Source organism: Psychrobacter sp. GP33 (assembly GCF_014119005.1).
Lineage (GTDB): Bacteria > Pseudomonadota > Gammaproteobacteria > Pseudomonadales > Moraxellaceae > Psychrobacter.
Map to the genome: position 1 here is coordinate 55,954 of NZ_JACGYX010000003.1, position 21,594 is coordinate 77,547.

The 21,594-nt window shown below is 41.5% G+C and carries 20 protein-coding genes; 15 read left to right on the top strand and 5 right to left on the bottom strand.

What is annotated here, in order from left to right; translation table 11 throughout:
• Positions 1-302: 302 nt before the first annotated feature.
• Positions 303-2,945, top strand: a complete 2,643-nt coding sequence (gene pepN / locus H2245_RS05025) for an aminopeptidase N (protein ID WP_182406305.1) — start codon at positions 303-305, stop codon at positions 2,943-2,945.
• A 115-nt stretch (positions 2,946-3,060) separates the two neighbouring features.
• On the opposite strand, the gene H2245_RS05030 is transcribed toward pepN, so the two are convergent.
• Positions 3,061-4,143, bottom strand: coding sequence for a 3-deoxy-7-phosphoheptulonate synthase (locus H2245_RS05030; protein WP_182406306.1), 1,083 nt, complete (start codon positions 4,141-4,143; stop codon positions 3,061-3,063).
• Positions 4,144-4,416: 273 nt separating this feature from the next.
• Here H2245_RS05030 and lpxB point away from each other — a divergent pair, with 273 nt between their 5' ends.
• The 3 genes from lpxB to H2245_RS05045 all read left to right on the top strand — a co-directional run bounded on the left by lpxB (position 4,417) and on the right by H2245_RS05045 (position 7,856).
• Complete coding sequence (gene lpxB / locus H2245_RS05035) at positions 4,417-5,661, top strand: lipid-A-disaccharide synthase (RefSeq protein ID WP_182406558.1); 1,245 nt, start codon at positions 4,417-4,419, stop codon at positions 5,659-5,661.
• Between the two features lie 30 nt (positions 5,662-5,691).
• Positions 5,692-6,546: a ribonuclease HII gene (locus H2245_RS05040; RefSeq protein ID WP_182406307.1), complete on the top strand. Its 855-nt coding sequence runs from the start codon at positions 5,692-5,694 to the stop codon at positions 6,544-6,546.
• Positions 6,547-6,644: 98 nt separating this feature from the next.
• Positions 6,645-7,856 (top strand): CAP domain-containing protein, encoded by a 1,212-nt coding sequence (locus H2245_RS05045; RefSeq protein WP_259365087.1) that lies wholly within the window; start codon positions 6,645-6,647, stop codon positions 7,854-7,856.
• Between the two features lie 21 nt (positions 7,857-7,877).
• Here the strand turns inward: H2245_RS05045 and H2245_RS05050 are convergent, their stop codons facing one another.
• Positions 7,878-8,561, bottom strand: coding sequence for a DUF924 family protein (locus H2245_RS05050; protein ID WP_182406308.1), 684 nt, complete (start codon positions 8,559-8,561; stop codon positions 7,878-7,880).
• Between the two features lie 108 nt (positions 8,562-8,669).
• Between H2245_RS05050 and H2245_RS05055 the strand changes: the two genes are divergently transcribed.
• From H2245_RS05055 to H2245_RS05075, 5 genes are all read left to right on the top strand, one after another.
• Positions 8,670-9,923: a carboxynorspermidine decarboxylase gene (locus tag H2245_RS05055; protein ID WP_182406309.1), complete on the top strand. Its 1,254-nt coding sequence runs from the start codon at positions 8,670-8,672 to the stop codon at positions 9,921-9,923.
• 269 nt (positions 9,924-10,192) lie between these two features.
• Complete coding sequence (locus H2245_RS05060) at positions 10,193-11,467, top strand: saccharopine dehydrogenase family protein (protein WP_182406310.1); 1,275 nt, start codon at positions 10,193-10,195, stop codon at positions 11,465-11,467.
• Between the two features lie 173 nt (positions 11,468-11,640).
• Complete coding sequence (locus H2245_RS05065; protein WP_182406311.1) at positions 11,641-12,309, top strand: hypothetical protein; 669 nt, start codon at positions 11,641-11,643, stop codon at positions 12,307-12,309.
• A gap of 367 nt (positions 12,310-12,676) precedes the next feature.
• Positions 12,677-14,980, top strand: coding sequence for a choline BCCT transporter BetT (gene betT / locus H2245_RS05070; protein ID WP_182406312.1), 2,304 nt, complete (start codon positions 12,677-12,679; stop codon positions 14,978-14,980).
• 217 nt (positions 14,981-15,197) lie between these two features.
• Positions 15,198-16,166 (top strand): DUF3644 domain-containing protein, encoded by a 969-nt coding sequence (locus H2245_RS05075; protein WP_220464380.1) that lies wholly within the window; start codon positions 15,198-15,200, stop codon positions 16,164-16,166.
• 28 nt (positions 16,167-16,194) lie between these two features.
• Here the strand turns inward: H2245_RS05075 and H2245_RS05080 are convergent, their stop codons facing one another.
• Positions 16,195-16,656 carry a DMT family transporter gene (locus H2245_RS05080; protein WP_182406314.1) on the bottom strand — a complete coding sequence of 154 codons (462 nt, stop codon included), beginning with the start codon at positions 16,654-16,656 and terminating at the stop codon, positions 16,195-16,197.
• 39 nt (positions 16,657-16,695) lie between these two features.
• Complete coding sequence (locus H2245_RS05085; protein WP_182406315.1) at positions 16,696-17,139, bottom strand: DMT family transporter; 444 nt, start codon at positions 17,137-17,139, stop codon at positions 16,696-16,698.
• A 311-nt stretch (positions 17,140-17,450) separates the two neighbouring features.
• On the opposite strand from H2245_RS05085, the gene H2245_RS05090 reads away from it, so the two are divergent.
• From H2245_RS05090 to H2245_RS05115, 6 genes are all read left to right on the top strand, one after another.
• Positions 17,451-18,086, top strand: a complete 636-nt coding sequence (locus tag H2245_RS05090; protein WP_182406316.1) for an FMN-binding negative transcriptional regulator — start codon at positions 17,451-17,453, stop codon at positions 18,084-18,086.
• 88 nt (positions 18,087-18,174) lie between these two features.
• Positions 18,175-18,591, top strand: coding sequence for a hypothetical protein (locus H2245_RS05095; RefSeq protein ID WP_182406317.1), 417 nt, complete (start codon positions 18,175-18,177; stop codon positions 18,589-18,591).
• Between the two features lie 79 nt (positions 18,592-18,670).
• Positions 18,671-19,255, top strand: a complete 585-nt coding sequence (locus H2245_RS05100) for an HD family hydrolase (RefSeq protein WP_259365088.1) — start codon at positions 18,671-18,673, stop codon at positions 19,253-19,255.
• 103 nt (positions 19,256-19,358) lie between these two features.
• Positions 19,359-19,820, top strand: coding sequence for an isoprenylcysteine carboxylmethyltransferase family protein (locus tag H2245_RS05105; RefSeq protein WP_182406319.1), 462 nt, complete (start codon positions 19,359-19,361; stop codon positions 19,818-19,820).
• A gap of 107 nt (positions 19,821-19,927) precedes the next feature.
• Entirely contained in the window at positions 19,928-20,749 is an 822-nt protein-coding gene (locus H2245_RS05110) for a PhzF family phenazine biosynthesis protein (protein ID WP_182406320.1), read from the top strand.
• A 12-nt stretch (positions 20,750-20,761) separates the two neighbouring features.
• Positions 20,762-21,103, top strand: a complete 342-nt coding sequence (locus H2245_RS05115) for a YnfA family protein (RefSeq protein WP_220464381.1) — start codon at positions 20,762-20,764, stop codon at positions 21,101-21,103.
• 194 nt (positions 21,104-21,297) lie between these two features.
• Here H2245_RS05115 and H2245_RS12070 read toward each other — a convergent pair whose 3' ends face one another.
• Complete coding sequence (locus tag H2245_RS12070) at positions 21,298-21,420, bottom strand: hypothetical protein (RefSeq protein WP_259365089.1); 123 nt, start codon at positions 21,418-21,420, stop codon at positions 21,298-21,300.
• Positions 21,421-21,594: the final 174 nt, after the last annotated feature.

The window sequence follows — 21,594 nt, forward strand, 5'->3', positions numbered from 1 at the left end:
CAAATTTTGCCCATTAATTCAATATGTACTTTGCAATAGGGTACATAAGTTCGTAGTCTAGCCAGTCACCTATAATTTTTTATTGCCATTCTTCTTGCGGTTCGACTGCATTTTAGCTTAACTTATTTGGCCTTGAAATGTTCTAGCCTGAACCAATGTAATCATAAGGCTATTAAATCTTAGAGGTATATAATAAAAGGTAATATGACCAGTCATTCAGGTGTATTTTAACTTTATTATAATGCTTTTATAAATATAATCCGCTATACGATATTTGCCACTACTCAAAAATAGGAATAACGATGTCTATCGCTGAACAAGATGCTCAAATTATTAATCCTGAAATACCTGATGCGCCATCACATCTGCCTCATGAAACCAATCAAAAAATTAATTTAAAAGACTATCAGCCGCCAAGTTTTGATGTCGAAACGGTTGATTTAGATATTAAGCTGTTTGATGACTATGCGCAGGTTGATAGTACGTTGCATATGGTACGAGAAACGGCTGGCGATTTGGTGTTGTTCGGTGAAGAGCTAGAGCTGCTTAGTCTTTCAATGAATGGTAAAGCGCTTGCGTCCGAAGAGTATCAGCAAAATGCTGGTGCATTGATAATTGCAAATGCACCTGATAAAGTGACATTAGAATTATCTGTTAAGATTTGCCCACAGACCAATACTGCCCTTGAAGGCTTATATATTGCCGGCAGTGGTAGTGAGACGATGTTTGTTACCCAGTGTGAGCCTGAGGGCTTTCGCAAAATTACTTTTTATCCCGATCGCCCAGATGTGCTGGCGATATTTACCACCCGTATTGAAGCCGATAAGCGTTATCCAACATTATTAGGCAATGGCAACTTGGTTGAGCAAGGCGGAGTGGCGGACGCACCAGAGCGCCATTATGCGATCTGGCATGACCCAACCAATAAACCAAGCTATCTGTTTGCCTGCGTGATTGCCGATTTAGATGTGTTGACTGATTCTCATACCACTAGTGAGGGTCGCGATGTGACGCTTGAGCTGTATGCTAAATCTAGTGATATTGAAAAATGTCATGTGGGCATGCAAGCGTTGAAAGATTCAATGGTCTGGGATGAGGTTAATTATGGGCGCGCTTATGATTTAGACCGTTATATGATTGTTGCCGTGAGTCAATTTAATATGGGGGCGATGGAAAATAAAGGGCTGAATATTTTTAATACCGCTTGTGTGTTATCAAGTCCGGAAACCACGACCGATGCGCGCAGCTTTAATGTCAAAGCAGTAATTGCTCATGAGTATTTTCATAACTGGACGGGCAATCGCATTACCTGCCGTGATTGGTTCCAATTGTGCTTAAAAGAAGGCTTTACCGTTTATCGTGACCAGTCCTTTTCTGCCGATCAGCAGTCTAGTGCGGTTCAGCGCATTGATGATGTCGCAACTTTGCGCGCCTATCAGTTTAACGAAGATGCAGGACCGCTTGCGCATCCGGTACGTCCTGAGAGTTTTGTTGAGATTAATAATTTTTATACCACGACGGTGTATGAAAAGGGCGCAGAAATCGTGCGCATGCTTGCTAATACCTTAGGGGCAGAAAATTTCCGTAAGGGTACAGATGAATATTTCCGTCGTTATGATGGGCAAGCGGTGACGGTGGAAGATTTTTTATCGGCATTAAGTATTACTGATAGTAAGATTACAGATTTTATTGATTGGTATCGTCAGCCGGGTACACCGATGGTATCAGGTCATCAAGAGTATAATTCTGAGACGCAAACCTTAACCATTATTTTGAGCCAGCAGACGCGTCATGTGCCAGGGTTTGATGCTCCAAAACCATTACCAATCCCAGTTGCAACGGCACTTTTTGATAAAGATTCTGGCAATATCATTGCTGAGCGAATGTTACTGCTTGATCAAGCAACGCAAGTCTTTAGCTTTGACAATGTAACGAGTGAGCCTGTGGTGTCATTGCTGCGAGATTTTAGTGCGCCCGTTCAGCTCAATTATGATTATCAAGATGAAGACTTAGCCTTTTTATTGACTCATGAAACCAATGGCTTTAACCGCTGGCAAGTAACGCAAATGCTGGTCAATCGTATTTTGCTACAAAACAATGATGCTAAAGTGTATTTGAAAGCGTTGGTGGATACGTTGCCTAAACTAGCAGCTGAAGATGCGATGCTTGCCGCGCGCTTATTAGATATACCATCGCAGCAAGAACTGGCAACGGCTATAGCGCAAAGTTATGACCCAGTGCTGATTAAAAAGCAGAGAGAGGAGTTATACCAACAGGTTGCTGAATCGCTAAAAGAACAGTGGGCGGTGCTGTATCAACAATCGCCGTTGCAAGCCTATTCTGACAGTCCTGAAGCGCTTGGCGCGCGGGCGCTACGTAATGTCGTGCTTGATATGTCATTGACCGCAAAAGTTGCAGAAGCTGCCGATTGGGCAAAGCAGCAATACGATAATGCCAGTTGTATGACTGAGCGTTTTGGTGCGTTAAAAGCCATGGTGAATCATCAAGTGGTAGGATATCAGGATTACTTAACTGATTTCTACCAGCGTTTTCAAGCCGATGATTTGGTGATTGATTTGTGGTTTAGTGTGCAAGCATCTGCAGAGCATGTAAATACGGATACTATTCAATCCTTACTGGAACATGCTGATTTTGATTGGCATACCCCAAATCGAGTACGCGCAGTAATTAGCGCCTTTACCTCGCAGCCAACAGTATTGTGGACGCCTGAAGGGCTAGATATCTATATGAGCGTGATTAAAAAGATGGATGAGGCCAATCCGGTGCTCGCCTCACGCCTGCTACAAGTGTTGGCACGTTGGTATACCTTGGTTGAACCACGTCGTCACATGGCGCATGAGCAGCTGCTTGAATTACAGCAAACTGCCACCTCAAAGCATGTTCTTGAAAGCTTGGATACCGTTTTAGGGGCAGCTAATAATTAATCTATATTAAGATTCAAGTTCTTTTAGTGGTTTCAGCAATAAAAAGCCCATCTTATATAGATGGGCTTTTTGATTTTACATTTTTAATAAAATGAATAGTTCATAGAACTAACAATTAGCGATTAGGCAAAACGTCTTTTACAGTATCACGTAAGTTATAAAGCGCGGTGACGGTGCTATCCCAATCTAAGCAGCCATCTGTGATTGATACGCCATATTCTAAAGCGCTCAAATCAGCCGTTAAGTTCTGATTGCCGCCTTTGAGATGACTTTCTATCATCATGCCGATAATAGATTTATTACCGTTTTTGATTTGCTCAGCAACGTTTTGGATAACCATAGGCTGCAAGTACGGGTCTTTACCAGAGTTGGCATGGCTTGAGTCAATCATGATTTTGCTGCTAGTTTTACCTTTGGCTAATTCATTCTCAACTTGGGCAACGGCAGTTTCATCATAGTTAGGTTTGCCATTACCACCACGTAATACGACGTGCGCGTAAGGATTCCCTTTTGATTTGATGATACATACTTTGCCATCTGAGGACAGACCTAAGAAGCTGTGACCGGCTTTTACCGCTTGCATGGCGTTAACGGCAACGGTCATACCGCCATCGGTACCATTTTTAAAGCCTACTGGGCACGATAAACCTGAGCTCATTTCTCGGTGCGTTTGGCTCTCGGTAGTACGCGCGCCAATGGCTGACCAGCTGATTAAATCTTGCATGTACTGCGGTGTATTTGGGTCAAGGGCTTCGGTCGCACACGGCAGACCTTTTTCATTTAAGTCAATCAGCAGTTTACGAGCAGTACGCAGACCTTTTTCGATATCAAAGCTGTCATTCATATCGGGGTCATTAATCATGCCTTTCCAGCCGACCGTGGTACGTGGTTTTTCAAAATAAACCCGCATCACCACAAAAATAGTATCTTCAATTTCTTTTGCCAATATGGCTAAGCGATCTGCATATTCATGAGCCGCTTTAATATCATGAATAGAGCAAGGACCGATAACCACGAACAGACGCTTGTCTTTACCGTCCAAGATATCTTGGATAGTATGGCGACCCTTTAAAACAGTGTTATAAGCCGATTCTGTAAGCGGTAGCTCAGCTTTTAGCTCAGCTGGAGTAATTAAAGGGATGAATTGTGCAATATTCACGTCATCAATATCTGCGTTATGAGTAGCTGGTGTAGTCATAGTTATATGTCGTCTAGCTAATTTATAGGAATATTCATTATGCGTTGAAAACAATGCGTTGACAAGGGCAGTCACTGAGTTAATTGACTGATAACTGGAATGTCAAAACCAATATTTTGTTATACTTGCCGGTTACGTGGGTGCTTAAAGGTGTTTATACGCTTAAAAATGCATCTGTTGTTTGCTTATTATTGAGAATGGTTCATGATTGTCATCACCGCGAATGCGGATACTCAAGCGTCACATCAGGCGTTGGCACATACGCCAGAAGCAATGTCCAAATCTATACCAACCAAATCTAAGCCACTTATCATTGGTATTGTCGCCGGTGAAGTGTCGGGCGATAGCTTGGGTGCTGACTTTATGCAGCAGATGAATAATTTGCGCAGTGACATTGTCTGGGTGGGCGTTGGTGGTGCTAAGATGCAGGCGCAAGGTCTGCACAGTATTTTCCCATTGTCACGTTTAGCCGTAATGGGTTTGGTTGAAGTGTTATCGCAGTTGCCAGACTTACTAAAAGCGCGCCGTGAGCTGCTCGCTGCTTTTGCAACCGCACAGATTAATTGGTTTGTGGGTATTGATGCCCCTGATTTTAATTTGCGTGTTGCTAAGAAGCTGAAGCCGCAAGGCGTGTTTTGCGTGCAGTATGTTAGCCCGTCCATTTGGGCGTGGCGTGAGTCCCGTATTCATGGTATCAAGGCGGCAACTGACCTCGTGCTATGCCTATTCCCATTTGAACTGCCAGTATATGAGCGCCACCACCATCCCGCCATTTGTGTAGGTCATCCTTTGTTGCATACTATGAATCAGACTTTGGTTGATACGCCAACGCATCAGTTGCGTAGCGAAATGGTTTGGCATAATGACGGCTTACAGCAATTTTTTGTTGAGCGTTTTAATGCGGTTAGTCAGCTGATTTGTGTGATGCCAGGGTCAAGGCGTGGTGAGATTCAGGCGATATTACCTCTGATGTTGGACGGTATTGAAAAGTTATTAGCGTTAGATTCCAAGCTTTGTTTTATTATTCCAACGGTTGATAAAAACCATCAGTATATTGTACAAGAGGTGATTGATCAGCGCTCAGAACTCTTGCAGGCTGCCATTGTTGTTGTCTATGATGAAAGCCAGCCGAACTTTAGCCAACAAGCCATGGCAGCATCAGATATCGTAATGCTGGCATCTGGCACCGCCACTCTTGAAGCCATGCTGCTTGAACGACCAATGGTAGTGATTTATCAGCTGAATGAGTTAACCTATCAAATTGCTAAACGCTTGGTAAAAGTACCTTATGTTGCGTTGCCTAATATTTTAGCCGATGCGCCTATCGTGATAGAGCTGATTCAAGAGCAAGCGAGTGGCGCTAGTATTTGCCGTACGGTGACAAAATTATTGCAGCCACGCGCTTATAAGGAGCAATTACAAGCCCTTAGGCGCACCAAGCAAATCTTGCAGCAGCAAAGCAACCATAATCCTGCCAGTAGCGTGATTGAACAATGGTATGCGCAAAATTCTCGCTAATCTTTAGCACATAAAAAAGATAATAAAATTATGACTAAGATAATTATTTTAGATAATCATATTCTACCTATTTCAATAACTATTGAACACATTGAGATTAAAGGTCAATATATCAACCTAGCTGCGCCTATCATGTTAACTGGGCAGCTAAATACCGATAAATTATTGGCAGAATATCAGCTTAAGCAAGATGAGCCATTACAAATTGGTGTCGATGAAGCAGGGCGTGGTCCTTTGCTGGGTAGTGTTAATGTGGCTGCGGCTATATTGCCTAATGCATGGTCAGATTTGATAGAAAATAAACCGCTACAAGATACAGAGTTGTCTATTTTAACCGACTCCAAGCAACTCAGTGAAAAAAAGCGCGATATCCTTTATCCGTTAGTCCAGCAACATGCTATAGGATACCTTATCGCCGATATTCCAGCGGCGGTGATAGATCAGATCAATATTTTGCGAGCGACTATGCTTGGTATGCGCTTATGTACAGAAGAATTATTGATTGCCATAGCAAATTATCTACAGGAAATCTCAAGTAATACACTTGATAAAATACAAGCCGAACTATTATTTGATGGCAATCGCTGTCCCGAACTGGATTACTCAATGCTTGTAAAAATGGGTATCGAAAAGTCAGCCATTGACTGCCAAGCGTGGGTGAAAGGGGATGCACGTCATACCAGTATTGCTGCCGCCAGCATCTTGGCAAAAGTCAGCCGTGACCAAACCATGTATGAGCTGGACTCTCAATATCCACAATACGGAATTGCTCAACATAAAGGCTATCCAACCAAGGCGCATATGCAAGCCGTCGATGATTATGGCGTTTTACCTGAGCATCGCCGTAGTTTTGCGCCTGTACGGCGGGCATTGGAAGCTCAGTAGCAATTGATTGGTTAATTATGAGATGCTGAATAATTTTCCTTCATAAATATAAAAATAGCCTAGGTATTAATACTTTTAATCTAGAATAGGCAATAACCTTGAATACATTAACCAAGAGCATTACGACAGTCATGCTATCGATTCCATTTTTGACGACTTGTGGGGTTCTGTATAAAGGAGAAACCAAAAAATTATCATCCGTATCAACAATATTTAAGCCACATCAGCCAACTAAATCTAAAAATATTATTGAACCAGATATCGTGTCACAAGTTGGTGAGACAGAAATAAAAGCAAATAATATTACCAATGAAAACCACAGCCAAGCAGCAGCTGTTGGTTCCATACTAATTAGCAGTGCCCGTCAAAACTGTGGGTTGGGTGCGGTCACAGTAGACACGGAGCTGACCAAAATCGCTACCCAACACGCGCAATACATGCAGTATATCTTTGCTAATGTCACACCAACCGCTTTTAATGCTCATAATGAACATGAAATCGCTGCTATTAAACAGTGGACAGGGCAGAATAATCCCTATTTTAGTGGCGTTACCATTACAGACCGTCTGGCTAATGCGCAATACTCTAACCGGTTTTATGGTGCGGTTGAAAACATTTCTCATACGGTACTTTTTAATTCAATAGGTAAAGTAGCATCGCCTGATTATGTCGCGCAAACATTAGTAAAATCGCTATTAAGCGCGCCCTATCACCTAAGATCGCTCATGCTACCAACCCTAAGTCACACCGGATCAAGTGCTGTAGCTTATAGCCCTCACGGCAAAGTGGCAGATAAAAGCAAAGGGTATATTTTTGTCAATATTTCCTCACCCACCTATAATACGCATCATGATACGGTTCAAGGAATTTTCACCTATCCTTGCGATAATACCATCGGTACGCATACCGCTCTATATGACGAATCTCCAAACCCCGTGGCACGTACCAAGCGCGATTTAAGAACAGCGCCTATCGGACAGCCCGTCTATATCAATATACCGTCCGCTCAACATATTATCGTCAGGAATATTCGTCTCTACGACATACAGCGTACTGCCAAAGTTAAGGTTGAGCTGCTTGATTATCGTAATGATCCGCATAAAGGCACTAATCATGAACTCAAAGAGAATGAAGCCTTTATTTTACCAATTACGGATAATCATAAAAGCTGCGAAGTGGGTGCACGTAAAGGCTTAAACTGTGGGCTCTATGGTCATAGCGAGTATAAAGTCAGCTTTACTGTGTTAGTAGACGGCAAAAAACTGGAGAAAAAACAATTTACCTTTAAAACCGGTAATGTAAATTACTAAATGCCTAAAAATAAAAAATAACTAAAACGATGAATTAGGCTGCTGTAACAAGGCAAGCTCTGCCGCTGTAGAGACGCGATTAAGCGCCGCATTGCGATGCGGATAACGTCCAAATTTTTCAATGATCGCTTGATGTGTGTAGGCAAAATCAAGGGTTGACGGATCGTTTAACTGCTTAAATAAAGGCAAATATTTCTCATGAATAACTGCAGATTCAGAATGCATAAACGGCATAATCATAAACTTACGCCACGGCATTGGTAAGGTATCAAAGTCTGGCTGAACAATGGCTTCTTGTGCCAATACCAGTGCCATTTTATCTTGGGCAAAGGCATCGGCTTGCCCGCGACATAAATTACGTGAAAATTGATCCAGTACGATAATCTCCGCCAAACGTCCAGCAAGATTGAGCATTAAATTATCTTTATCGAGATTAGCTGTATGGAAATTATCTGTATCAGTTGCTAACTTGCTATTGGCTTGTTGTTCATTGCGTCGCCAATATGCGCATTCACCTTGTATGGCGGCTTGCCAAACCGTGCCAAACTTGTCGTCAATTTGCTTATCAAAATTATCATCGGCTATAAACCAGTATGGCTCATTATCTTTTTCAAACCAAAATTCTAGTACAGCACGAGAATCAGCATTGAGCAGGGTTAAATTAGGTTGAGATTGAGGTATTGAATTATTTGTTGAGAGCATCATAAACTATTCTAATTATCATGGGTTTAGTCTACTATAGCGAAAATATGGCTATTAATCATTATCAAGCGCTATTCGCCACCGTTATCAAATGCTACTAGGTTATCTATTATGAATGTATCGCTCACTGCACAATCTATCAATGTACCAACCCCTTATTACTTTCTTGATGAAACTGCGATTGTTGCTAATATGCAGATTATCGCGCGCTTGTGCGAATTGTCGGGTGCCAAGGCGTTACTCGCGCTAAAGTGTTTTGCGACGTGGGGTGTCTTTGATGCAATGGCGCCTTATTTGCATGGCACGACGTCCTCTTCACTTAATGAGGTTAGACTAGGCTTCGAGACTTTTGGTAATAATGATAATGCAGCGGATAAGTTAGAAAAGAAAGAAACGCATGCATATAGCGTGGCGTATAGCGCTGATGAGATACCAGAAGTATTAAAGTATGCCGATAAAATTATTTTTAACTCGTTCTCGCAGCTGAGTGCTTTTAAAGACCAAGCACAGGCGCAAAATATTCCAGTCGGCTTACGTCTTAATCCAAAAACTAGCAATTCCTCCTTTATTATTGCAGATCCTGCACGTCCGTTTAGTCGCTTGGGCGAGCATGACAAAACCCGTATTGCTGCAGTATTGGATGATATTACGGGTGTGATGATTCATAACAACTGTGAAAATGACAGCTTTGAAGCGTTTAGCGAAAGCTTGGCGAATATTGAAGCGCGCTTTGGCGATATCTTACAGCAGCTCGAGTGGGTCAGCTTAGGCGGTGGTATTCACTTTATTGCCCCTGATTATCCATTAGAAAAGTTAGCCGAACGCTTAAAAGCGTTTAGTAAAAAATATGGCGTACAAGTCTATCTTGAGCCAGGTGAAGCGAGCATTCATGGCGCTGGTACGTTGGTCACTACCGTGTTAGATACCATGCACAATGAAAAAAATCTAGTCGTGGTCGACTCTTCTATTGAAGCGCATATGCTCGATTTACTGATTTATCGTGAGTCCGCGCTGATAACGGCTGTCAATGATGAAACTGTTACTATTGCACCCTTGGATACCGCATTAAATAAAGACATGGTAGATAGGGATAGTGAGGAATTAACTAACAACCCATCAGCAGAAAACACTATTATCTACGGTCGCTCTTGTTTAGCTGGTGATATCTTTGGTGAATATAGTTTACCAAATACCTTAAAAGTGGGCGATACGGTCACTTTTGGTAATGCAGCCGGTTATACCATGGTTAAAAAGAACTGGTTTAATGGTGTTAATATGCCTGCAATTGTCATTCGTCGCCTTGATGGAACGGTTGATATTCAGCGCGAGTTTGATTATCAAGAATATAAAGCAAGCTTATCGTAAGCTGTCTGCCACTCTAGCCCTAATTGACATTATAAATAAGCATGATTATTTGGTGCAGTTAAGTAGCATGGTTATTTTATGATTAATTATTGCCGAAAAGGCGTTAAACATTGTTATAATTGGCGCGGGCAAAAGTAGCTATAGTTGTCCATTGGGTGCGTGGGTTTTCCTCGGTCTTCCTTTTTAATTCACGCATATCATTCACTCGTTTCTGTTTTGCATCGTCATTATTAATGGCACTGACAGGGACACAAAGGAGGATTGTTGCCTTGACATCCACTCAACATACCAAAAAAGCTAAAAAAAACGTACTTATCATCGGTGCAGGCGGCGTGGCACAAGTTGTCGCGCATAAATGTGCGATGAATAATGATGTGCTTGGCGAACTTCATATCGCTTCACGTACCAAAGACAAGTGTGATGCTATCGCCGAAAGCGTTGTCGAAAAAGGTAGCTTTAAGCAGCCTGCAACCTTACACACGCATGAACTTGATGCGCTAGATATTCCAGCAGTGATTGCCTTAATCAAAGAAACGGGCATTCAAATTGTCATCAATGTGGGCTCACCTTTCTTAAATATGAGCGTGTTAGAAGCATGTATCGAAACAGGCGTGGCGTATATTGATACTGCGATTCATGAAGATCCTCGTAAGATTTGTGAGACGCCGCCATGGTACAACAATTATGAGTGGCAGCGTAAACAGCGTTGTGCCGATAATAATATCACTGCCATTTTAGGCGCAGGCTTCGATCCCGGAATGGTCAACGCTTATGCGCGTCTTGGCTATGACATGATGGATAAAGGCTCAGTGACTGATATTGATATTATCGATATCAATGCCGGCAGCCATGGTAAATACTTCGCGACCAACTTCGATCCTGAGATTAACTTTCGTGAATTTACCGGTACGGTTTACTCTTGGCAAAACAGCAAGTGGCAGTCAAATAAAATGTTTGAAGTCAAACGTACTGATGACTTACCAGTTGTTGGCGTGCAAAACAGCTACTTAAGTGGTCATGATGAGATTCATTCGTTATCTGCCAACTTAGATGTGCCAAATATCCGTTTTTGGATGGGCTTTGGCGAGCATTACATCAATGTCTTTACTGTATTACAAAGCTTAGGTTTGTTATCTGAGCAACCAGTAGTTACCGCTGAAGGCTTAGAAGTTATTCCGCTAAAAGTTGTCAAAGCTGTGCTTCCTGACCCAAGCTCATTAGCACCGAACTATACCGGCAAAACCTGTATTGGCGATGTAGTAAAAGGTAAAAAAGACGGTGTTGATAGCGAGGTATTTATTTACAATATCTCTGACCATAAAGAAGCTTATGAAGCTATGGGCAGCCAAGGTATCTCTTATACCGCAGGTGTTCCACCAGTTGCTGCTGCCATGCTTATCGCTACGGGCGAGTGGGATGCAGGCAAAATGGTCAACGTTGAAGAGCTTGATGCCAAGCCATTCATCAATTTGCTGAATAAAATTGGTTTACCAACGCGTATTAAAGATGCCGATGGTGATAGAGCACTTGAATTTGACATCTAGTTGATTATTTAAATATGACGATTGTTATATTTAAATAATAAGATACACCTAAAAACACCGTATTAAGTTTCGACTTGATGCGGTGTTTTTTTATTACTAGCACGCGTAAATTTGCAATTAGGCTTGCGCTTATTTATCCTAGTGTATACAAAGTGCTATAAAGGACAGCTATTTTGACCACAAATTCACCGCTAGAGCGCTATCAACTCTTTGATTTAATCGAAGATATTACCCAGCTTAATGTGTTATTGGTATTAGAATCACCACATATCAATGAGTATATCCACAGACATCCGGCTGCCGGAAATGCTGCTGCCGAGCTGACGAAATTTTTTACCGCTCAAGGCTATGCCAATTGCTTTAACGACGATTTGCCCATCGGTTGTAATATTAAAACGCAGCACTATCCATTTTTAGGCATTATGAATTGCTCTTCATTACCGATGAATAAAGAATTCTATCCGTGCAGCATGGCAGAAGAGAAAGCGGTGCTTGTCGATAAATTGATGGCAATGAGAACACAATTGGGTAAAGGTATTGATGCAGACTATATCAAACCATCTGCGCCAGAATGTGAGCTATTCAGTGAATTTGCTAAACGCTTAATGGCTGTTATTAATGCCACATCAACGAAAGTATCAATAGAAGCACCAAAAGAGAATAATCTTATTATTGTGCCTTGTGGTTTTGTGGCAACCAATTTTGTCAAAAAATTCCAAGCGAATTATAAAGGCAAGTTAAATGTTCTGGATCATCTTCCGCATCCTAGCGTGGCAGATTGGCAACAGTGCATTAAAAATATTACTATCACCGATTGCATTCCGCAAGACATGCTGCCTTAAATATTCAATATTAAGTATCAAATAACGTTAGTATGCTGCAGTTATCTCGTCATCTTACTTATGCATCGTTACAAATGCTTCTACGGTCATCAACTTTATAACCAGCTATCTTTTCAAATAGTTTCAATAAAAAATAGCTTCGATAAAAATAGTTCCTATAAAAAACAGGTCAATCACTGACCTTAGCAAAATAATCGTTGATAAGTGTACCTGTTCATTCGTAGCAATAAGCTCGCGATGCCTTTTCTGTTGCTATACGTTTTTTACAACGCTATTTATTCTTTATGACGCTATTAAATGCGTTATTTACCTTCTTAAAAAAACTATTTAATGGCGTGTACGCTAATTAAATGCAAGGAATACCACCATGACAATTGACCCATCAGACGACAAATTATCTGAAGTGTCTCATTCAAACCAGTCAAATCAGCCAAATACTTCTAATCAAGACGGTGACGATCAAAACAATATTAATCAAAATAATCTTAATCAAACGACTACGCAGACCGAAAAGACAAAAACGCCCTTTGAGCGTAGTCAGTTTGGTGGCTCACAGCGCCAACCCAAAAATCATCTTGATGATGATGTTCCCATCTCAAAAAGTGACCTAAAAAAAGCAGCGCAAGAGCTATCCAAAAACAGTACGGCTCATATTAATTGGAGCGTGCTCATCATCTCATCATTGGTGATTGTAGCGTTCTCGATTTGGGCAATTGTCATGCCAGATAATGCGCATATGACGATGGGACATATCGTTGACTGGATTGCAACGAATCTTGGTTGGTATTACGTGATTACCATGACTTTGATTATTGGCTTTGTGGTATGGGTCGCATTTTCAAAAGAAGGTGATATTCGCTTGGGTCCAGATGACTCGCGCCCGCAATATAAGCTGGGAACGTGGGTGGCAATGCTATTTGCGGCAGGGGTCGGGATTGATTTGTTATTCTTCTCGGTCACAGGTCCGGTCGTGCAGTATCTTACGCCGCCAACGGGTGAAGGTGCCAATGCGGCCGCGCTACAAGATGCCGTAGTATGGACGATGTTCCATTATGGTATCGCTGGTTGGGCGGTGTATGCGCTGCTTGGTATGGCTATGGGCTATTTTGCCTATCGCTGGGATATGCCATTGTCCATTCGTGCGGCACTTTATCCACTGCTCGGTAAACGCGTCAGCGGTCCAGTGGGTCATGGTATCAGTATTGTGGCTTTGGTTGGCACCGTGTTTGGTGTGGCGACGACAATGGGAATCGGCGTGGTGCTGCTGAACGTCGGATTCTCTAAATTGTTTGGTTTTGAAGAAGGCATCACGCTACAGATTGCCTTAGTCGTTGGTGCGGTTATGCTGACCATTGCCGCGACGACTTCAGGCGTTGATCGCGGTATCCGCTGGATATCCGAGCTGAATTTGTGGAGTGCGGTGGCGATGATGGCGTATATTCTCATCGCTGGACAAACAGCATTTTTGTTAAATGCGTTAGTGGAAAATTTAGGACAATTCTTCGTTACTTTACCAGCGCGTATGTTTAAAACCTTTGCTTATGTGCCCGGTAGTAGTGAGTGGATGGGCGGTTGGACGCTGTTCTTTTGGGCGTTTTGGCTGGCGTGGGGACCCTTTGTTGGGGTATTCCTGGCGCGTATTTCTCGCGGTCGGACGTTACGTGAGTTTGTGATTGCTGCGATTACGGTTCCAGTCTTATGTGATTTTATTATTGTCTCTTTCTTTGGTAATTCAGCACTTTATGAAGTCTTACAAGGCAATACCGCCTTTGCTGAGCTTGCCGTACAAAGCCCTGAGCGTGGCTGGTATGCGTTGTTAGAAACATTCCCTGGTGCGACTTTCTTAATTGCCTTAGCAACGTTTTCAGGATTATTATTTTATATTACTAGTGCGAACTCTGGCGCGATGGTAATGTCGAATTTTTCTGCGTCCATTCCTGATCCTTCAAAAGACGGTCCAAAGTGGTTACGTATCTTTTGGGCAGTACTAACGGCAGTATTGACCATTTCAATGTTGCTGGCAGGTGGCGTCATTACCATGGAATATGCAACGCTTATTTTCGCTTTGCCAGTGACGATTATTGCGTATCTGGTGATGTTCTCTTTCTATAAAGCGTTACGCATTGAGCGTGCTGAGCGTGAGGGTAAGGTGCTGCGCCGTCCGTCTATCGCGCCAAGTGGCGGTCATATACCGGAGCGTTCATGGACACAGCGGTTGGGGCGTATGCTTACTTATCCGTCCAAGCGCGAGTCTGTACGCTTTCTTGAGCGTATCGTGCGCCCAGCGCTTGATGATGTTGCCAATGAGTTTCGCCGTCAGGGTTATGATGTCGAGCGTATCAATGCGGATCATGATAGCAATGCAGCGACCATTGACTCAAATGGCATGCTAGCGCCAACAGGACCATTGTTACGCTTGTCGACCAGCGCGACGGATGATTTTTATTATCAAGTATCAATGGTTGAAACCCCGGCACCTACCTTTAGCGGTAAAATGGCTACGGATACTGATGTGTATTATCGTCTAGAAGTGACCACGCAAACGGGTTCGGGCGGTTATGATTTGACCGGATTAACCAAGCAGCAAGTTATTGATGATGTGCTTGAGCAATATGAGGCTTATTTGACGTTTTTGACGACGCCTATGGATATAGATGAAGGGTTAGGTTAAGCGATATTGGTATTGGGTAAGAAGTGATACGATTGGGCAGATGGCGGGAAGATAATTCTGCTATTTGCTATACAGCACAACCCTGCTATAGTCGGAACTATTAATTGAATTACGCATTTAATCTTAGCTAATGTAGTTCATAAATGTATTTATTTTAAATATAGTAGATTTACTTTAATCTTTAAAAAGGTGGTTTATGAAGTCTAGGTCTAGATTAATGTTAGATAAATCAATTGCTGCCATGCTTTCAGCCATAGAGATATATAATAAGCCAGATTTTAAGTATCGTGAAGAAACGTTTGCCATTTTATGTATTAATTCATGGGAGCTTCTACTAAAAGCTAAAGTTCTTAATTTATCTAGTAATAAGTTGGCGTCACTTTATATTATGGAATATAAAGTACTCAAGACTGGTAAGAAATCTAATTTCCTAACTCCTAAGCGAAATAGATCTGGTAACCAGATGTCTATTAGTCTGTTTGAGGCGTATAGAATTATTACTGAAGAATATGGAGTAAGAATTGAAAAAATTGTAAATGACAACCTTATTGCATTAACTGAGATTAGAGATAACTCAATCCATTTCGTTAACGATGACCTTCTTCTTTCAATGAAGGTACAAGAATTAGGAAGTGCTTCGCTTCAAAACTATCTTCACTTAGTATCTACATGGTTTGGTGATATTTTAACTAAATATAATTTTTACCTTATGCCTTTATCGTTCTTTAGAAATTTTGACGATGCCCCTGGAGTAGCTTTAAACGCAAATGAAAAAAAGGTTTTAGATTATATAAATAAATCTGAAAAAGCATATGATAATGACGAGATTGGTGACTATAATTTGACATTAAGAATTGATGTTAAATTTCAAAAAGTTAAAAGTACTTCCGGATTACCAGTTCATGTTACTAATGACATAGGGGCTACGGCTATTATGTTATCTGAAGAAGATATGACAGATAAGTATCCTTGGGATTATGAAGTTCTAAACACACGCTTAGCAAAGCGATATTCTGACTTTAAGATGAACGCTAAGTATCATGAAATCCGTAAAGAATTGGAAGAAGATAAGCGATATGCTTATGAAAGGTTTTTAAATCCCAAAAATATAAACGGTGGGAAGAAAACATTTTATAATCCAAATATTCAAAAAGCATTCGATCAGCATTATATGAAGGTAGTTTAGTGAAAGCTAAGGTGTGATTTTCGTCACCTTAAATATTTACCTTGCTCCTTACATTACTCAAATAAATCAAATACAACGCGCCAGCGAGTAGAGCGATAGCCGCCATGCGTTTTTCATCCAGTCTCAGTTGCGTATTGCCAAACCAGCCAAAATGATCGACCAACAGCCCCATGATAATTTGTCCAGCGATGACCGCCACAATGGTTGCCGCCGTACCAATACGCGGCACGCCAATTACGATAGCTACCATAGAAAACGTACCAAACAGCGCGCCTGATAATTGCCAAGTCGGTACACTAAACATCGTCGCTGCTTGTGGCGGTTCAAAGAAAATCACCAATACCCATAAAATTAACGCTGCGACAACGTTGGCAAGCCATGCCGTTGTCACTACATCGGTACGGACGCTGAGTGTACCATTGATGGAGGACTGCGCGGCAATTGCCATACCGCCCATCAATAACAAAGGGAAGGCAAAGGTTAATAGCATGGGATGTTCCTTAACAACGTATTTTTTTCATCATTATTTTTAATAAATGAGCCAAAGAGCAATCATAATCAGCACCAATGCAAACACTCGATAAATATCAATGGCGCGGCGTTCACTGCCCAAAATCCCAAAATGGTCAATGGCAAGACTGGCGGTAATTTGTCCACATAAAATCCCAACCATCGTTGTGCCAACACCAACTAATGGTGTGGTGATAGTGAGCACAATGGTATATATAAAACCGACCAGACCACCTGTTAATAGCCAGCGTGGCTGCTTGGGTAATATGGCTAAATAGTTGCGTTTGCCTGCGAGTTTTAGCCCGACCATTGCCACACTAAATACGATAACCCCAATCAGGAAGATGGATAAAGACGCTGATAAGCGGCCAATGTTCTCGCCCAACGGTCCTAAAAATGCCGCCTCTAATGCCAGCGCCATGCCGCCCAGAACGACGAATAACAACATCAAAATTTGCTTCATGGCTTCCCTTTTTTTTGTGCCAAACGTTACTTTAACCATTACTTTAACCCTGCTGATAATGACAGCGCCCACATTGTAGGGCCATGTTGAGCGCTAAGCAACTGGATGGCTTGATACAGCGATATTATTTAATAATAGTTAATTAGTAGAATGCTACCAAAATATTGAGAGACAGATATCACTTTGCCATAGTTTCAATTAGACTTGATGGCGAATTGTGGCTACAGCTATCACTAAAATAACCAGCTGAACAAGTTGGCTACTTTATGGACATACCTTTTATTTTTAGCGTGAATTTTCAAGGAAGAGTAATGCACATTCCAAAGCAGTTTAAGCAAGAAAACGATACGGAGCTTTTAGAATTGATGCGCGAGTATCCTTTTGCAACGCTTATCACTCATTCCACATCAGGCATGGAGGCAAATCATCTGCCGATATCTCTGTCATGGCAAGAAGATAAGCTATACCTGCATGCGCACATTGCTAAAGTGAATTGCCTTTGGCAATCTGTAGCTAAGTCCTCAGAAGTGCTGGTTGTTTTTAACGGTCCTAATTGTTATATCTCGCCAAATCATTATCCAACCAAACAGCAAACGGGTAAAGCCGTTCCCACGTGGAATTACGTTGCCGTGCATGTCAAAGGCAGCATCTCCTTTATTAATGATGCTGCATGGATATATCAAGCGCTAGAAAATCTAACCGATGAGCATGAGTTCGGACTGGATAATCCATGGGCGATATCTGATGCGCCCGCGCCTTATATTGACAAGATGTTACCTGCTATTGTTGGTATTGAGATAGCGGTGACCTCTATTACGGGACAATGGAAGTTAAGTCAAAACCAACCATTAGTAAACCAAGTAGGCGTTATTGATGGATTGTCTGCCAGTACAAAGCAAAACGATAAAACTGTAGCGGATATGGTTCAAGCGCAGTTGCAAGCATAAGTAAGTTTTTTGCTAAGAAATACCAATGATTTAAGAAATAAGTTAAACCATATATTTCGTCTTATTTCTTATAATAGGAACTTTTTTAATGCTACCACCAGTCATTCAAGAAGAAGCCACTGGCTGCGGTATCGCCTCTGTTGCTAATATTTTAGGAAAAAGCTATCAGCAGATGAAATTGATTGCTAATTCTATGGGTATTTATGCCGATGATAAATCGCTGTGGTCAGATACGGAATACGTCAGAAAATTATTAACAAACACGGGCGTTAGCATATCGTCAGAGGAAACGCCGTTTGACTCTTGGTATAAACTGCCTGACACCGCTTTACTCGCTATTAAACCTCATTGTATCAATGGTATAAACTATTGGCATTGGGTGGTATTTAAGCGTATTAATGGTCAGTCTGTGGTCTTAGATTCAGCCAGTTATTTACCTTGTAATCTCCGCACGGACTTTGATGCGATGCAGCCAAAATGGTTTATTGAGGTAAAAGGTCTATAATTCTAATTAAAATGAATAAGATAGACTTAAAGCCATTTTTCGCTTTTATATGACCGTAAAACTATCTAAGGAGTTTATCTTGTCAAATGGATTAACAGCAATTACCGAGTATTTTCTCGAGCTTGATGCCTTAAAGCTTATTAATCGACGCACTTATATAGACGGTGGCGCGCGCCTTGAAAATTCGGCTGAACACTCATGGCATTTAGCAATGGCGTGCTGGACGATATCGAGAAGTTTTAAGCTTGACGTCTCTGAAGAAAAGCTCTTAAAAATGGCGCTCATCCATGACTTAGGTGAAATTGATGCTGGTGACACCTTTTTATATGCTAGCGACAGAAGTAGCGCTCATAGCGCCGAGCGAGACGGGGTAAAACGCTTGGAAAGTCATAAAGGCAATGCGGTTACTGAACTGTCCATACTATGGGAAGAGCAAGAAACTGGCACGAGCATAGAGACCAAATTGCTCAAAGTCGTCGATAGAATGTTGCCTTTTTTACACAATATATCGAGCGAAGGTAAAACGTGGCGTGAGCAGAGCATTAAGAGATCTCAAGTATTAAAGGCTCATGCTTTTATTGCCAATGATTTTCCTGATATTCATGCGTGGATGCTTGATAATATTCAAATGGCAGTACGAGAGGGGTGGTTACAGGATGCCTAATTAACGCTATTATTGCTAATCTGACAGAGCTGTAGCGAATACCGACCACAAAGTAGCGTATAGTTTAGGATTCAATAATGATACGTCTTTATAAGGGAATATTATGAATGCTTTAGAGCTTAAAATACCTCCTCCATTGCAAGTCATCATTACTGCTACTGCGATGTATGGCGTATCTAAAACGCTGCCAATGTTGAAATTTTCGGTTACTGGCTCAAAGTGGTTAAGTGTGGGTCTTGGAATTACTGGGTTAAGCGTTGCCGCTATGGGCGTTACTCAATTTAAAAAAGCCCAAACGACGGTTAATCCGAAAACGCTTGAGAATGCTACTCATTTAGTGACCAGTGGCATTTATCAATATACCCGTAATCCGATGTACGTAGGATTGGTTCTAATCTTGTTGGCATGGGCGTTATACTTATCTCATCTTCTAACGTTGGTTTTGCTTGCTGTTTTTATCAGCTATATCACTCGTTTTCAAATTCTGCCTGAAGAAAGGGTTATGAAACAAAAGTTTGGTGATAAATATCGAGCCTATCTTGCACGAGTTAGACGCTGGGTGTGAAGACTAATATCTGATAACTACTATAAAATAACGACTATAAATAACCAGTCGATACCAACTATTTATATACTTCTATCTTTACAACTTATTAGAAATGAGAAAATAATATGCAGCTCGAAATTAATGTGATTGATGCGTTTACAGATACCGTTTTTAAAGGGAATTCTGCCGCAGTTATCATAACCGATAATTGGCTGAGCGATGAATTAATGCAGTCGATAGCCATGGAAAATAATTTATCCGAAACTGCATTTTTAGTAGCGGATGAGTCAAGCAATGATGAATCAATCAATAATGATACTTACCATATTCGCTGGTTTTCACCGCTGACTGAGATTGATTTTTGCGGTCATGCAACATTAGCATCTGCTTTTGTTTTATTTAGCAAGAATCCTGATTTGGCATTGATTAAGTTGGTAGCAAAAGCGGTGGGCGTATTAACTATTGTACAAACGGACAACGGCAAAATACAAATGGATTTTCCCAATAAAAAGCCTGAAAAAGTTGATGTTATTCCTGAGAATTTGTCAGCTGGCTTATCCATCGCTCCGGTTGAAGTGTATCGCAACTCGCAAGCTTATTTTGTGATTTATCCGTCTGAAGCTGATGTGCTGTCCATCGTGCGTGATAACGAAAAACTTAAACAGCTTGCACCGTTTAATGTGGTGGTTACCTGTCAGTCAGAAAGGGATAACTACGATTTTATTTCCAGATATTTTTGGCCAGCAAATGGTGGCGATGAAGATCCAGTAACAGGGTCAGCGCATACGGGACTTGCGCCACTGTGGGCTGAACGTCTGCATAAAAATGAATTGGTCGCTTATCAAGCCTCAGCTCGTGGCGGGGTGCTCGATTGTGTGGTTGCGGGTGACAGAGTATTCATTTCTGGTCATGCAGTACAGTATTTAACAGGGTTTATCACTGTTTAGGAGTAGGTGATTTTGCCTGAATTTCCTGTCTTGAGGACGGTTGGACTTTTTGCAGTTACAGCACTGGCAGAGATAGCCGGTTGCTATTTGCCGTATCTTTGGTTGCGAGAAGGCAAGTCAATTTGGCTACTGGTACCGGGTGCTTTGAGTTTAATGGCTTTTGTATGGCTATTGTCGCTACATCCGACGGCTACGGGCAGGGTATATGCCGCTTATGGCGGGGTATATATTTTTATGGCGATTATGTGGTTATGGACAGTGGATGGTATTCGCCCATCGACTTGGGACATTGTAGGCTCAGTCGTGGCACTTTGCGGCATGGCAATTATTATGTTTGCGCCGCGTAGTAGCTAGCTGCATCTAATAATAGTGCCTAGATTGTGCATTGAATCTTATTTATGAAAGCTCGATTATTGAAACTTGCGTCTCAGTACTTATGCATTCAAAGTTTGTTAAGTTAAATCAACATTAAAAAATGCCAATCAAACCATGTGGTTCAATTGGCATAGTGATTCGAGTAATAGTATTTAATGGTCATACAATCACGATTAATGCTTGCCTAAAATACTGCCGCTATCGTCTTTCTTCGCTTGTTTAGCTGCTTTCTTCTCTTTTGCCGTTAATAGCGGTTTCTTTTTGACATTTTTCTTACTATCTTGACTTTTTGCCATGAGACTATCCTTTTAAGTGAACAATTAATATCTAGTAAAATGAGTATAGCCCTAAGTCTGTGCAATAGATAGCTATCGCTTAGTAGACACTTAGCAAGCATTTAGCAAATAAATACTAGTGTTAATACTTACTTACGGATAGCGACTGATTTGCTATAACTGTTTTGCTATAAT